Source organism: Membranihabitans marinus (assembly GCF_019802045.1).
Classification (GTDB): Bacteria; Bacteroidota; Bacteroidia; order Chitinophagales; family Saprospiraceae; genus Membranihabitans; species Membranihabitans marinus_A.
This window is the reverse complement of the sequence record NZ_JAHVHU010000005.1, coordinates 341,515-355,653: the sequence shown is the minus strand read 5'-3', so window position 1 is coordinate 355,653 and position 14,139 is coordinate 341,515. Positions and strand designations below refer to the sequence as shown.

10 protein-coding genes and 1 other RNA gene are annotated in these 14,139 nt (G+C 43.1%); 6 read left to right on the top strand and 5 right to left on the bottom strand.

Going from position 1 to position 14,139, the window contains the following annotated elements:
- Positions 1–933, bottom strand: coding sequence for a DnaJ C-terminal domain-containing protein (locus tag KUV50_RS05910; RefSeq protein ID WP_222579172.1), 933 nt, complete (start codon positions 931–933; stop codon positions 1–3).
- A 172-nt stretch (positions 934–1,105) separates the two neighbouring features.
- Here KUV50_RS05910 and KUV50_RS05905 point away from each other — a divergent pair, with 172 nt between their 5' ends.
- From KUV50_RS05905 to KUV50_RS05895, 3 genes are all read left to right on the top strand, one after another.
- Complete coding sequence (locus KUV50_RS05905) at positions 1,106–2,155, top strand: App1 family protein (protein ID WP_222579171.1); 1,050 nt, start codon at positions 1,106–1,108, stop codon at positions 2,153–2,155.
- Positions 2,156–2,311: 156 nt separating this feature from the next.
- Positions 2,312–2,782, top strand: a complete 471-nt coding sequence (locus tag KUV50_RS05900) for a Dps family protein (protein ID WP_222579170.1) — start codon at positions 2,312–2,314, stop codon at positions 2,780–2,782.
- Positions 2,783–2,901: 119 nt separating this feature from the next.
- Positions 2,902–3,672: an SDR family NAD(P)-dependent oxidoreductase gene (locus tag KUV50_RS05895; protein WP_222579169.1), complete on the top strand. Its 771-nt coding sequence runs from the start codon at positions 2,902–2,904 to the stop codon at positions 3,670–3,672.
- A 75-nt stretch (positions 3,673–3,747) separates the two neighbouring features.
- On the opposite strand, the gene KUV50_RS05890 is transcribed toward KUV50_RS05895, so the two are convergent.
- Both KUV50_RS05890 and rnpB read right to left on the bottom strand, forming a co-directional pair.
- Entirely contained in the window at positions 3,748–4,413 is a 666-nt protein-coding gene (locus KUV50_RS05890) for an oxidoreductase (protein ID WP_222579168.1), read from the bottom strand.
- Positions 4,414–4,601: 188 nt separating this feature from the next.
- An RNA gene (gene rnpB, locus KUV50_RS05885) (RNase P RNA component class A) lies at positions 4,602–5,070 on the bottom strand.
- A gap of 42 nt (positions 5,071–5,112) precedes the next feature.
- Between rnpB and KUV50_RS05880 the strand changes: the two genes are divergently transcribed.
- From KUV50_RS05880 to KUV50_RS05870, 3 genes are all read left to right on the top strand, one after another.
- Positions 5,113–8,520 carry a sensor histidine kinase gene (locus KUV50_RS05880; RefSeq protein WP_222579167.1) on the top strand — a complete coding sequence of 1,136 codons (3,408 nt, stop codon included), beginning with the start codon at positions 5,113–5,115 and terminating at the stop codon, positions 8,518–8,520.
- A gap of 186 nt (positions 8,521–8,706) precedes the next feature.
- Entirely contained in the window at positions 8,707–9,423 is a 717-nt protein-coding gene (locus KUV50_RS05875) for an SDR family oxidoreductase (RefSeq protein WP_222579166.1), read from the top strand.
- A 193-nt stretch (positions 9,424–9,616) separates the two neighbouring features.
- Positions 9,617–11,890: an acyl-CoA dehydrogenase gene (locus KUV50_RS05870; protein ID WP_222579165.1), complete on the top strand. Its 2,274-nt coding sequence runs from the start codon at positions 9,617–9,619 to the stop codon at positions 11,888–11,890.
- A 187-nt stretch (positions 11,891–12,077) separates the two neighbouring features.
- Here the strand turns inward: KUV50_RS05870 and KUV50_RS05865 are convergent, their stop codons facing one another.
- On the bottom strand, positions 12,078–12,473 hold the full coding sequence (locus KUV50_RS05865; RefSeq protein ID WP_222579164.1) for a methyltransferase family protein: 396 nt from the start codon (positions 12,471–12,473) through the stop codon (positions 12,078–12,080).
- 239 nt (positions 12,474–12,712) lie between these two features.
- Positions 12,713–14,131 carry a sulfatase gene (locus tag KUV50_RS05860; RefSeq protein ID WP_222579163.1) on the bottom strand — a complete coding sequence of 473 codons (1,419 nt, stop codon included), beginning with the start codon at positions 14,129–14,131 and terminating at the stop codon, positions 12,713–12,715.
- Between the last annotated feature and the right edge of the window lie 8 nt (positions 14,132–14,139).

Sequence of the window (14,139 nt, the reverse complement as noted above, 5' to 3'; positions counted from 1 at the left end):
TTAACGCATTTTTGACAATGAGGTAAAAAGTTCTGTTTCCTTTTTAGTAAGATCCCTGGGAATCGAAACTTGCACGTTGAGTAATAAATCTCCATGTTTTCCTTTTTGTTTGTACACGGGAAGTCCTTTTCCCTTCAGACGGATAGTTTCACCGGGTTGTGTGCCAGCAGGGATTTTCATTTTTATTTTTCCATGAAGAGTCTGAATCATAATTTCAGCCCCCAGAACCGCCTGATATAGATCCAGATGAACATCTTCGATCAGATTACTTCCTTGCCGGGTAAACTGCGTATCGTTTATGATCTGAAAGGTAAGATACAAATCACCTTTCTGTCCACCCTCCAATCCCGGACCGCCCTGCCCCTTGATTCGAATAGTTTGTCCATCTTCAATACCCGGGGGGACGGTAATTCGAATTTTATTTCCATTGACATTGATGACATGTTTTTCTTCTTTTAAGGTTCCGCTTAGTGGGAGTTGGATGCTCGCATTAAAATCTTGTCCTTTCATGGAACGTCGATACCGTCCTCCGAATGGATCGCCACCAGTGCCACCACCACCGAACATATCCCTGAAAAAGTCTGAAAAATCACCGGCATCACCGCTGTAGGTGAATTGTTCGTATTGGCCACCGCTGCCTCCACCAAAACCTCCACGACGTTGTTGTTGATAGTGTTGTTGGCCTCCCGCCTTTTCAAACGCTTCTGCGTGCTCCCAGTTTTCCCCGTATTTATCGTATTGTTTTCTTTTTTTCGGGTCACTGAGGACCGCGTTGGCCTCATTGATTTGTTTGAATTTTTTTTCAGCCTCCTGATCACCGGGATTGACATCGGGATGGAATTTCCGGGCGAGTTTCCGGTAGGCTTTTTTGATGGTTTTATCATCTGCATTCTTATCGATTCCCAGAACCTTATAGTAATCTATGTAAGCCATTTTATTTTTTTATTTGCGTTCATTCTTCTAAAATTAATAAATTATCCTAAAATTTGTTTGCACAAGACCGTAATTTAGAAGAATGAAGAAGTATATTATGAGGATGGATTTGCCCAGTTTTTTAAGAAATCGTTGGGTCTTGACCTGGCTCCTTAGAAGGACAATTTAAGTTATGTGGAAGAATATTAAACAATTATCTCAGTTAATCGGGAAATTTACGAACCGGGTCGTTATCGGAGATCCACTGCTAATCCATGCATATCGTAGTTATGGGAATGAAAAAGAAATCGTCGTTCGAGGCCGGGTCATTGAAAACGAAGGAATTACCGTACAGAAAGAAGATGGATTTTGGAAAAACCTGGTCAACAACATCCGTCGTTTTGAGACCGATGAATTGCGTTCTATTCCGATTCATCTTCATTTTCAAGGCCAAACCTATGAAATGATTTCGGATCGTGAAGGTTACTTTTACTTCCGGATCCCCCGTCATGATTTTTCGTCAGATTCTATAGTCCACTGGGATCAAGCCGAAATATCCCTCCCTGAACACCGATATAAATCTGATCGACTTATTCGAAAGAAGGTCGACATCATGTGGCCGGGTTCGTCCAGTCGGTATGGAATAATCAGTGATATTGACGATACGATCCTGATGTCTCATGTAGGATCCTGGTTGAAGTTGCAAATGATCTATGTGACACTTTTTCAAAATGTTTATCAACGCAAGCCTTTTGACGGAATGAGTGAAGCCCTGGCATTTTTGGCGCAAGATGCTAAAGGACAGCATGTTAATCCGACCTTTTATGTCTCCAATAGTCCATGGAGCCTTTATGAAGTTCTCGAAGAGTTTCTCCAAATTCACGAGATGCCGGTCGGTCCCATTTCCCTGAGGGACTACGGCGCGTTTTTTGGGCAGCAGTTAGAAGATTTTCGGCAGCACAAGAGCAATACTATTGAGCACTTATTGGAGTTTTATCCGGATCTGCCTTTTATCCTGATCGGTGATGCGACCGAAAAAGATGCCGACATCTATCTTGAGAAATACAGTAAATATCCCGACCGGATTCTAGCTATCTTTATTCGTGAAGGACGGAAAAAAGAACAAAATCTTCGGGTGAGAGAGTTGTTTGCGACCTACGAAGATCAACCATTTTATCTGGTCAAACACAGTCGTGACATGATGAATTTTTCTAGACAATTGCAATCTTCAGAAAAACATTGATTTGACGTAATTCTGTTCAGTATACGTGCGGTGTAATGTGGTTCCATGGTACCTCAATACAGGTTGTTACACGAATTTATTGTCTATAAAGTTTAAACCAAGTTGCTGATTGTAGTGTTGTAATTGCTGATTATCGAAGCTAAAAATACATGAACTATGAAAGCGAATATCGGAATCAGTAAAGATCACCTGCAAGAAGTGGCAGAAAAACTAAATATGCTCCTGGCGGACGAATTCGTATTGTATACAAAGACCAGAAATTACCACTGGAACGTGGAGAGTATGAATTTTTCTGAGTTGCATGAATTCTATGAAGAACAGTACAATGAGCTGGCTAAGGTAATTGATGCGCTGGCAGAACGGGTTCGGCAAATTGGTCATTACAGTCTGGGACGATTGGAAGATTATCTAAAGAACACCAACCTGGTGGAACAGGAAACCACCTCCAACCCTAAAACTCAACTGCAAAATTTGCTGGATGATCACGAGACCATTATCCGAGAAATCCGGGAATTGATACCCGATTTTGAGGATAAATACAACGATATGGGTTCTGCGGATTATTTGACCGGGTTGCTACAAGAACATGAAGAAATGGCCTGGATGATCCGATCACATCTTGGATAATGGAATTCCTCTCAAAAAATAAGAGTAAAGGTTGTTCATTTTAAAGATGAGCAACCTTTTTTTATGGGTATGCCGTGTGAACAGAATTATTTTCAAATGATATCAATAAACCAATAACCATGAAACGATTTACAGGTAAAACAGTGCTGGTCACAGGTAGCACAAGTGGGATAGGAAAGGGAATAGCACGGCGGTTAGCTTCGGAAGGTGCTCAAGTCGTGGTGAATTCGTATCGGGATCAAGATGATATTCAGGAGATACTGGAATTCATCACCGCACAAGGTGGTGCAGCTACCTTTATCAAGGCGGATGTAGGCAACGTGGAAGAAGTGCGGTCCATGATTGATCAGTCCGTCAGCCACTTTGGGTCTTTGGATGTGTTGGTGAATAATGCCGGAATTCAAATCCGAAGTTCATTTCTTGAAACGACCGAAGAACAATTTGATCAGGTGGTGGGGGTCAATATGAAAGGAGCGTATTTTACAGCACAAGCTTTTGCGCAGTATGTAGTCGAAAACAAGAAGAACGGGGTGATCGTGAACAACAGTTCTGTTCACGAGATCCTTCCTTTTCCTCATTTTGATTCGTATGCCATGAGTAAGGGCGGGCTTCAGATGATGACCCGGAATCTGGCTGTCGAATTGGCTCCACTGGGTATTCGGGTGAACAACGTGGCGCCGGGCGCTATTGATACGGATATCAATGTGGCATTAAATACCAACGATGCGTTGAAAAAAAATCTGCTTGAAAATATTTCCATGGGTCGAATGGGAACCGTCGATGAAGTAGCCGCGGTCGTTGCTTTTCTGGCCAGTGACGAAGCCAGCTATGTGACAGGAGCCACTTATCTGGTCGATGGAGGATTGACCTATCATTATACCGAGCAATAGTCGATGCGATAGAATCAGTTGGCGACCAACATATTTACGATGGAAAGAATGATATGTGCAGGGAGAAATCAACGCTTACTGCGCATCTAATTCAAAAATTTCCTGAAGATCATAACTTTCCAATCGCGAGTCAGAAGGAGAAAAGTACTCGTGTATCATCGCACGGGCTACCACAGCACCCGGTATGGGTTTGTATTTGCGGAGAAAAGGCAGGTGACGTCCTATCTTATTCATAAACCATGCCCCCCATTCTTCCCCTGGGCGTACTTCTGGCCGTGATCCGGTCAACACACTGGGGCGAAATATCCGAATACGGTCAAAAGGATAAGCTTTGATTCTTTCCTCAAGTTCACCCTTTATCCGAGAGTAGAAAAAGAATGATTTTGTGTTGGCATTGGGTGCGGAGACCAGAAAATAAGCGGGTATTTTGTTTTGTGCTGCGAACGATGCAAACTTGTCCTGGTAGGTAACATCGATCTTAAACTGATTTTCTTTACTCCCGGCTTTTTTCAAGGTCGTACCCAGACATGAAAAAAGAACATCACCTGTGATTTGTTCCTTATAATCCTCGATTTGCTCAAAATCGATAAGATATTCCTTCATTTTGTGGGAACCGTTTTCGACAGGTCGCCTGGAGAACACCTTGATAGCACCTATGCCGGGATGCTTATCCAGCTCTTCAAGAACGTGACTACCCACCAATCCGGTGGCTCCGATGAGGATGGCGGTTTTGGTTTGCATAGTTCCCATAAATGTTTTTATTCAGTAAATATCCATCCGCCCATTGAGGCATATTCCTCGTGATAGTATGTTGGGTTATTTCATTGGTGTAACTCCAGCATCAAAAAAGGATTAGGTTTGGAGTTTTAAATAATAAAAGATTTGATTGAGTTTTGTTCGGAAAACCATCAATCAAAGTTCGGAAAAAAAAAAGCTGCAGTCCTGTAAACCGGATTCTGTTATCTTCTCTGGTTAAGCCAGTACAGATATTCTATCATTTATCTAGCCCGGATGTCACCATCCGGATCGAGCTGCCTACCCCTTCCGGCCCTGACTTTACGTCACCACGTTTCTGATCAATGTCAAAGCGGTGGATTAAGATCCCGGCGAGAAACCAGGAAGGTCACTTTCGGACCTACCGAAATATATTTGGCATTTCAACTCGCAAGGTTTACCCCCATCACACATTACTGCATGACAGCGTGCGCTCTTACCGCACGTTTTCACCCTTATCCCCCTTCCCGAATTTCTTCGGAATGGGGGACGGTTTGTTTTCTGTGGCACTATTCTGTCTTTGGTTTTCAAGAAACCAAAGCCCACCAGTTAGGTGGTGCGACTCTCTACGTTGTCCGGATTTTCCTCTACGGGCTTTCCCATAGCGATAGAACAGACTGCAACTAATATTATTTTTTTACCATATATTTACAGTAAATATCAACTTTGAAGTTAAGACGATTATATCCCATTCTTGCTGTTATTAGCATTTTATTTTTTGCCGTGGCACTCATCGGTTCCTTTCAGCATAGGAATGAAAGTGCCACCAAAAATAAAGAAAAAACTGTTCAAAGCAAAGTTCATTCTTTGGTTACATCCCTGAAAACCCTGACGGGAGACCAGACTCTGAATAAAATGCTGATGCAAGAGGGAGTCAATTATAGCCAGGATCTCAAGACATTCTTCCAACAACAACTCCCTGAATCACCAGAAAGTTCCTTGTATGTGTGGAAAAATAACAAACTGGTTTATTGGGAAGCGGGGAATTATAATATGTATCTGGAGAATATTCCCGGCAACGAGTATATAACCTTGTTGCACAATGATAAGGCGGCATTTATTAAAGTAACGATTCCACCACAGGGTGATGATCCGGGTATGCTGTATGTGGTGCCGATCGAACGCCTGGACGATTTTCCTGTACTTCCTCAGACCACTGAATCGTCGGCTGACTTACCGGTAATCCCAGGTCTTTATGACTATCTGGAAAATGATCTAAATACGTTTCGAGTCCAATTTGTTCATACAACTTATTTGTTCGGATATTTGTTTTTTATCGTGTTTATCTTCCTGATAGCTAATCAGGTAATCCATGTCTATCGTCGAGATTTGGTAATTGTGGGGTTGTTGTTGTTGCTTTTGATGGTTCGGGGGGTGAGTTATTTTTTTCCTTTGTCCAGTCCGATTCTCAATGAATTCTTTCAACCCCATTTTTTCTCACCGACGATCAATGGAAGCATGGCGGATTGGATGCTCAATGTATTTGTGGGATTGTTTTTTGCTCTGTTTTTTTATGTTCAAATGCCCCAACTTGTCCAAGAAAATACTAAAAATCACAGAAGGTTGTTCACCGTTCTGGCATACCTTCTGTTCTGTTTTTCTTGTATACTATTTTGTTTTTTTGTTTGGGCTATGGTGGAGAACCAATACATCCACCTGGATATTAATATTATAGAGTATTTTAGCATTGGGAGTCTGCTCTTGCTTTTTTTAATGTTCATTTTACTTCTGACCCTTTTCATCATTGCGATCCGACTTTTTATTCTGGTCCAGGAGTGTGACTGGCCCTGGTTAGAGAAAATGGGACTCTTTACACTGGCTGTTTTTGCAAGTGTACTTTTTTTAGTATGGACCGGCTTGCAAATTAACGTATGGTTGTTTGTGATCTCACTGTACATATTGATGTTGCTTTTTGATTTATTTCTGGATTCATCGATGCGTGATTTTACATGGATTTCTGTTTGGCTACTTATTCTGAGCTTATTTTCGACCGTTTTATTTTTTCATTTTTATACTGCAGAGTACAGTGAGCGCTCCAAGGAAGCTCTAGCAGATAAAATCACTATACCGGATCAACGGTTGATCGCTTTTTTTGATGATTTTATCAACCAGCGAATGATAAACGGAAACGATCCGGCCGATGCGGTGGGTGCACTCAATGATGTCTTATTTTTGTACCCATCGGTTCGTGAAGATTATCAGTTTACATTTACTTCCTATGCACCGGGTGTTCCTTATGAAACAAAACATGGTATCCAGTATCATTTTAAAGACCAATGGCCAGGCGTGTATTTATTTCCCATACCTGATGACACTTCAAAGCGCAGTCTGGAAATCAAAGCGATTGGCAGCCGAATAAGATATATTGGTGGAGCTGACAAGTTCGATAATAATGTGTTATTCCACACGGGAGACTGGACGTTGTATCAGGACCGACGAATCACGAATGATGAAAGCCTTTTTTTTCCGCCTGTTCTGGATTCGATATCTCCGAAACCCGTAAGAGATAGTCAGTTTGTGCGCGATAATACGATCTACACGCTGGTCGAAAGGGGAGATAAAGCGGCTTTGGGACGACAGGCTTTTGATGGTTTACTTCAACCAATGTCTTTCTTTTCGTTCAACTTTATTTTATCTCTGTTGATTCTTAGTATACTGTTGCTGGTCCACAAACTGATACCATTTCTTCCAAAAGAATTGCACCAGTATTTTATAGAGAACCTTTCTATTCGGAATAAAATTCAATTTTCAGTTCTGGCTATTTTGATTGCAGCATTTGCTATGGTGGGGATCGTCAGTGCTAATTTTTATAAACGTTCTTATAAGGAAACCCTTGAAGGGACCGTGAAAGAATATTACCAAAAAATCAAGCGAGCTCAGTTTGATCGGGAAGAAATACTTAAAGTGTTAGAAGGTATCCCAGGACGTTTTATTTTATTCGATCAACAGGGACGTGCTATCCAGCCAAATGGTTACCACCAATACCATCATCTGCCTTATGAGGTGGTTCGAAAGATCAAATTATCAGAAACATTGGATCATTTTGATGAGATATGGCCGGGTGCAATGGTCCTCCCTTTTTCATTGAGTGAATCACAGACTGTTTTCCTGGCTTATCCGGAATTGCGGGCTGTTCCGGAGGGTTTTTACCGATTTATAAATTTACTACTGAATGCTTTTGTGTTTTTATTACTGATATCATCAGCACTTTCATTCTCCATTTCCAATACGATTATTAGTCCGTTGACCGAGTTGGGACGGAAATTGAAAGAATTTTCACTGGGAAAAAGAAATGAACCCATCCCCTGGAAACAACCCGATGAACTTGGTACCTTGATTCAGGCATACAACGAGATGGTTGAAAAATTGGAACAAAGTGCTGAACTCCTGGCACATACTGAACGGGAAGTAGCGTGGCGTGAGATGGCCAAACAAGTGGCCCATGAAATAAAGAATCCGTTAACGCCCATGAAACTGAGTATTCAGCACATGGAATTGAGAATCAGAGAAGCCGAGGAAGAAGAAGCCAAAGAAATAGTACATCATGTATCCAAAGTGCTTATCGAACAAATTGATAACCTGAGTCGCATCGCCAGTGAATTCTCCTCATTTGCAAAACTGCCCAAGCCAGAATATGAAGAAATTCTACTCAACGATTTGGTGACCTCGGTCTATGATCTTTTTCGAACCCGTTCCAATATTAAGTTCAATTTGTATGTCCCGATAGATGAATTACTGGTCCAGGCTGACCGGACACATCTTATTCGGGTGATGAACAACCTGATGAAGAATGCCGTCCAATCCATCCCTTCCGGTCGCGAAGGACACATTGTGATCCGGCTGAAGGAAGAGCAAGGTCATGCCAGGGTGTTGGTCGAGGATAATGGGAAAGGGATAGAGGACGATCTCAGAGAAAAAGTGTTTTTCCCAAACTTTACCACCAAATCCTCCGGTACGGGGCTTGGCCTGGCGATCTGTAAAAACATTATTGAGTCTTTTGATGGATCCATCTACTTTACAAAAAACAAACCCGAAGGCACTGTATTTGTCTTTGAATTGCCATTGGTGAATTAGATGTAGATGTAGACGGTAGACGGTAGACGGTGGACGGCGGCCTGTAAGACCCCCGCATGAATTAGCTTGACAATGCGTCTTCCTATATCATACTAGGAACAAATAACCTAAATCCCAGATTCTGGTAAACAATTCCACCTGCCTTGATATTGGATATAGAGTATTACCTTTCATAAAAAACTAAAAATGGAAAAGTTGAAAAACAAAGTTGCTTACATTACAGGAGGAAGTCAGGGAATCGGGCTGGGTGTAGCTCGTGCTCTGCTGGATCAAGGTATGCGGATCGCTATATCCGGCCGGAGTCAGGAAAAACTGGATCAAGCTGTGGAAACATTGGGCGCGTCCGAAGATGTACTTTTGGCATGGCCTTCCGATGTACGGAATATGGCGGATGAAGAAAATATGATTCAAAAAATTGAGGAGAAATGGGGTCGGCTGGATGTGTTGGTTGCGAATGCCGGGGTCGGAGCCTATGGCAGTATCGTTGACTTGACGACGGATCAGTGGAATCAAGCTATTGACACCAATCTCACCGGGGTTTTTCATAGTGTGAAAGCTTCAGTTTCTGCCATTCGAAAATCGAAAGGATATATTATTACCATTGCCAGCTTGGCTGGAACCAACTTTTTCGCTGGCGGATCTGCCTACAACGCCAGTAAGTTTGGTTTGGTGGGCTTCACGCAGGCGGTGATGTTGGATTTGCGACAAGATGATGTCAAGGTGAGTACAATCATGCCTGGTTCAGTAGCGACACACTTTAATAACAATACCCCTGATGAAAGCGATAACTGGAAAATCCAGCCTGAGGATGTAGGAAAGTTGGTTACTGATTTATTGACCATGCACCCCAGAACATTGCCAAGCAAGGTGGAGGTCAGACCAAGTAAGCCTCCGAAGAAATAACATTTCTTTGTTCGGTTATTTGTTCACAATGAAATTTTACTTTTCAGTGTCTGATATAATGGGGATTGCTGCAACTTTTAATGTAGTTTAATGCATTTGTCTTTGTAAGGCGTTAGGGAAATGAAAAAGTAGGTAGGACTTATTTTAACTCTGTTTGATTTCATTATATTGGCACTGAACATTACGCATCAATATGAACCATCCAACCTCTTCCGCTTCAAAGCTTTCTTATCTGCCTTTTATTTACATCGTTTGGGCAGACGGCCTATTAACGGATTCTGAACTCGAGATCGTCCGATACACGCTCAGAAATGACTCAACCCTTCGTGAACAAGAACGGACAGAATTATTTAAGATGTTGGATCCACAACGTAAACCGGATTCCAAAACATTTAAGAATTGGAAAGAAAGCATTCAGAACAATAAATTGACAATTGATTTTGAAAAGGAATATCCGTTGTCCGATTATGCCATTCGGCACGCCAGAAAGCAATTTCCTGATTTCAAGGGAAACGAAGAAGGGTTGCAGCATATTGAGCATAATCTGGGACTGCAACCTGGTCAATACCGTCATTTTTTCCAGGATAGTGGGGGAGAAGTGGTGGAAAAGCCTTCCTTCGATTCTCATAAAATGAGGCGTATCTTGGATGGATCATATGATTCATTGATTCGTCGCATCCAAAAGGTGCTTAAAGAAAATGAATTGTATCAGTGGGAGCTGGTTAAAGATCTTCCTGCGATCCGATTAAAAACCAACAGACAGGTTGTGAATTTAGGTGAGAAAGGCTTTGGGCCTTTGGCTTTTCCTGGAAAGTATGGGGGAACCGGTGATTTGCAGGCTTACGGACATATTTTTGAAAATCTGATTTATGCCGGAGGAAGTACAGCTGTTAAGTTTGGTGTGCAATATGGCCTTTTTGGTGGAAGCATTGCAAATCTTGGTTCTCAAAAACATCATGATGCGTGGCTTCGCGATCTGGGACGCGGACAGTTATTGGGATGTTTTGCTATGACGGAAGAAGATCATGGCTCCAATGTCCGGAATGTAAAAACTACTGCTACCTATAAACGCGAACAAAAATCGTTGGTGGTACATACACCTGCGCCTAAAGATTGCAAGATCTATATTGGTGGAGCGGGATCGGCTCGATTGGCCACCGTTTTTGCACAGCTGATTGTCAAAGGAACAAATCATGGTGTCCATGCAGTGGTGGTTCCGCTACGAGATGAAGCAGGTGAGTTGTTGCCTGGCATTCGAATTGAAGATAACGGATACAAAGCCGGACTCAATGGAGTTGATAACGGTCGAATCTGGTTTGATCAGGTGGAGGTACCTGTTTTCAATCTGTTGGACCGGTTTGGATCCATAGATAAGGAGGGAAAATATCATTCACCGATAAAAAAAGATAGTAAGCGATTTTTTACCATGCTCGGTACACTGGTCGGAGGACGGATTTGTGTGGGAAAAGGAGCGGTGGGAGGATCAAAACTGGGGTTGGCTATCGCTATTCGGTATGCATACTCCCGTCGACAGTTTGGGAAGGACATTCATCGTCAGGAAAATTTGTTAATCGAATATCCAACGCATCAAATGCGCCTGTTTCCCCGGTTGGCGAAAACCTATGCCCTTCATTTTGCTTTGGAGAATTTAATGGAACGATACGCGAATGCAGATCCAGATGATGATGTACGGGAACTGGAAGCAGAAGCAGCGGCTTTAAAATCTGTAGCCAGCTGGCATGGAAATGATACGCTTCAGGAATGTAGAGAAGCCTGTGGAGGCAAAGGATATATGAGCCGGAACCGGATTCCTGAATTAAAAGCAGATTTAGATATTTTTGCCACCTTTGAAGGAGACAATTATGTGATTCTTCAATTGGCAGCCAAAGGAGTTTTATCTTCTTTTCAAACCGATTTCAGCGCGGACAGCTTCTTTGGAGTCATTAAGTTCTTACGACGAAAATGGGCGGACACGCTGGTTACGTACAATCCGATTTACACCAATAACGTGGATGTCTCTCATTTGTACAGTCGGGAATTTCACCGGGAAGCATTTAGTTACCGGCGGCGTCGGTTGACGTTTTCTCTTGCACAGCGGATGAATCGTATGTTCAAAAAACGAGTGACTCCCTATGAGGCCTTTTTGAAGGTTCAGACCCATATGATACAGATAGCACAGGCTTACGCGGAAGAACGATGTTTGCTAGCCATGCATCAGGTCATTGAGAAAACGAAAGAAGAAGATGAAAAATTCATGCTCAAAAAGTTGTCAGCGCTCTATGCGTTATCGACCATTTATGATCATCATGGATGGTATTTGGAGCAGGGGTATATTAGTGGAACCAAATCCAAGGCAATTCGACAATTGATCCATCGCCATGTACAGCAAATGGTCCCCGACGGACCGGCTTTGGTGGAGGCATTTGGTATTCCCGAGCAGTATCTGGAGTTGCCTTTATTAGGTTGAGTTGTTGAGTTGTTAAGTTGTGGATTCGTTGAGGGAACTGCGAATCCATGGTCTACTGCCCGGGTGCTATATAACTAATCATATTGGAAAGTCAGCGGAATGATTGGAGTACAAGCCTGGATTGCCGAGCTAAGCTTAGTTAGAAATTAAAATGGTATAAATCCCTTTGATTGCCCCTAATTCACTGCTATTTAGGCCAGAATCGGCCGGTTTTATATTTGTATGCCTGATATTCCGGAAATTTCTCTGCAAGTAATTTTTCTTCATATCTTGATTTAAAGTAAAATAGCACATAAAGCAAAACGGTGACCATTATCCTGTACAGAGAAGCTGAATAGAGGGCATAGCCCAGGCCGGCTAATAAAATTCCGGAATAGATTGGATGGCGGATGTATCGGTATACACCAGATGTGATCAATCGAGCTGACGGTAACGGGCTGGGGAAGGGGGAGAGGCTTTCTCTGATTTGGACCAAAGCCACGATGCCAAAAACAATGCCGACAATAGCGATGATAATTCCCAAATAGGACAACCAGGCAGGAATTATTATCCTTCCCAATTGGATATGGAATAAATAGGCCATGAATAGCAGGAATTGTGTCCCAGTGAATAGGTAGTCATTTTCTATTTGTTTTTTAACCATTTGTTTTACTTTAAGGACTGCCACGTGAATAAAGCGGGACAAGTTGTCAGATATAGGAGGTGTCTGCCACTTGAGTTGTCAATACGGTTCGGGGCACTCGCTTTCTCACCAGGATATGCTGCAAATGCCCTTCAATATCCAAACAACAACTCTTTTTAAATTATAATTGCACGAGTAGGTTATTTTGTTTCGAATTCTGGATTACGTTTTACAGGAACAGGAGCGGACACCTCTTCTCGCCAGTCCAAGAGTCTGTCTTTTAGTTTTTTGGCGATGTCAGGTCGGGAATCGAATAGGTTAGTCCGTTCACCAGGATCTGTCTCGAGATTATAAAGCTCAAAAGCAGTGGTCGGATTATCCTCGAAGTATTGATGCAGTTTCCACTTTCCTTGCCGAAGTGAAGAACCGGGCCGGGTACGAAACAGATCATCCCGCGAATCATCCCGGGCTCCGGAGTAGGCCTGTAGGTAAATGGGGAAGTGCCAATATAAAGATCGCTCCCTCGGCAGTGGATGACCGGTCCATTCCGGGGATATGTCGATACCATCCAGGATTTTTTCAGTAGTTTGTTTGTGGTTGATCACAGCAAGGAGTGTAGGGTAGAAGTCGATATTGCTCACGGGCAGGTCACTCACAGATCTGGGCTTGATATGCCCGGGCCAGGAAATGATTAATGGCACCCGGGTTCCTCCCTCATAGTAGGATCCTTTTCCCCCGCGGAGGGGATGCTGGCTGTGGATGGCAGCAATGCCGCCATTGTCCGAAGTAAAGAGAATTAACGTGTTTTTACGGAGCTTCAGACTATCGAGTGCGTTGAAAAGCCTTCCCAGATTGGTGTCCATGTTTTCGACCATGGCTGCGTACTCGGCTGTTTTTTTGGGTAAACCCCGATTTAGGTACTTTTGCACCAAGGACTTTTTACCTTGCAACGGAGTGTGTACTGCAAAATAAGGCAGATACAGGAAGAAGGGATGATCTCCGACGGACATTTGGGCAATCGCCTCTCGGGTCAACCGGTCCGTAAGATATTCTCCTTCCGGTCCATCTATTAGATTGGGATTTTTGTACGGGCTGAAGTAGGATTTGGGATGCCCCGAATGGGTTCCTCCTATATTCACATCAAACCCCTGGGTGGTGGGATCAGCGCCCAGGTGCCATTTGCCTATAGCGACAGTTCGGTATCCGGCTTTCTGAAGTTCATCGGCTAAGGTGACTACACTGTCCGGCAAGGTTGTGGTATTTAGTGTGGGGATGAGTTTCCGGTCTTTGCTTTTTCCACGCTCCGAAGAACCGACCGTGTAGATGCCATGGCGGGGGCTGTACTGTCCCGAAAGCATGCACGCCCGGCTGGGTGCACAGTTGGCAGCGGAAGCATAGGCCTGTGTAAAGGTCATGCCCTGAGCAGCGAGCTTGAGAATATGGGGTGTTTTTATATCATGGCTTCCATACAACTCGGTGTCCATATACCCCAGATCATCTACGTTGATGAGAAGGATGTTGGGGGGATTACTTCCAGGGCTTTTGGTTTTTAGGTGGCAGCCAATCGCAAATAGAATAAGCAATAAGGTTACTGAAAATATGGTCGGACTATTGTTCATTTCATTTT

What these genes read in the sequence shown, in the direction of transcription:
- KUV50_RS05910 (WP_222579172.1), bottom strand. Translation starts at nt 933, where the DNA reads ATGGCTTACATAGATTACTATAAGGTTCTGGGAATCGATAAGAATGCA.
- KUV50_RS05905 (WP_222579171.1), top strand. Translation starts at nt 1,106, where the DNA reads ATGTGGAAGAATATTAAACAATTATCTCAGTTAATCGGGAAATTTACG.
- KUV50_RS05900 (WP_222579170.1), top strand. Translation starts at nt 2,312, where the DNA reads ATGAAAGCGAATATCGGAATCAGTAAAGATCACCTGCAAGAAGTGGCA.
- KUV50_RS05895 (WP_222579169.1), top strand. Translation starts at nt 2,902, where the DNA reads ATGAAACGATTTACAGGTAAAACAGTGCTGGTCACAGGTAGCACAAGT.
- KUV50_RS05890 (WP_222579168.1), bottom strand. Translation starts at nt 4,413, where the DNA reads ATGCAAACCAAAACCGCCATCCTCATCGGAGCCACCGGATTGGTGGGT.
- KUV50_RS05875 (WP_222579166.1), top strand. Translation starts at nt 8,707, where the DNA reads ATGGAAAAGTTGAAAAACAAAGTTGCTTACATTACAGGAGGAAGTCAG.
- KUV50_RS05870 (WP_222579165.1), top strand. Translation starts at nt 9,617, where the DNA reads ATGAACCATCCAACCTCTTCCGCTTCAAAGCTTTCTTATCTGCCTTTT.
- KUV50_RS05865 (WP_222579164.1), bottom strand. Translation starts at nt 12,473, where the DNA reads ATGGCCTATTTATTCCATATCCAATTGGGAAGGATAATAATTCCTGCC.
- KUV50_RS05860 (WP_222579163.1), bottom strand. Translation starts at nt 14,131, where the DNA reads ATGAACAATAGTCCGACCATATTTTCAGTAACCTTATTGCTTATTCTA.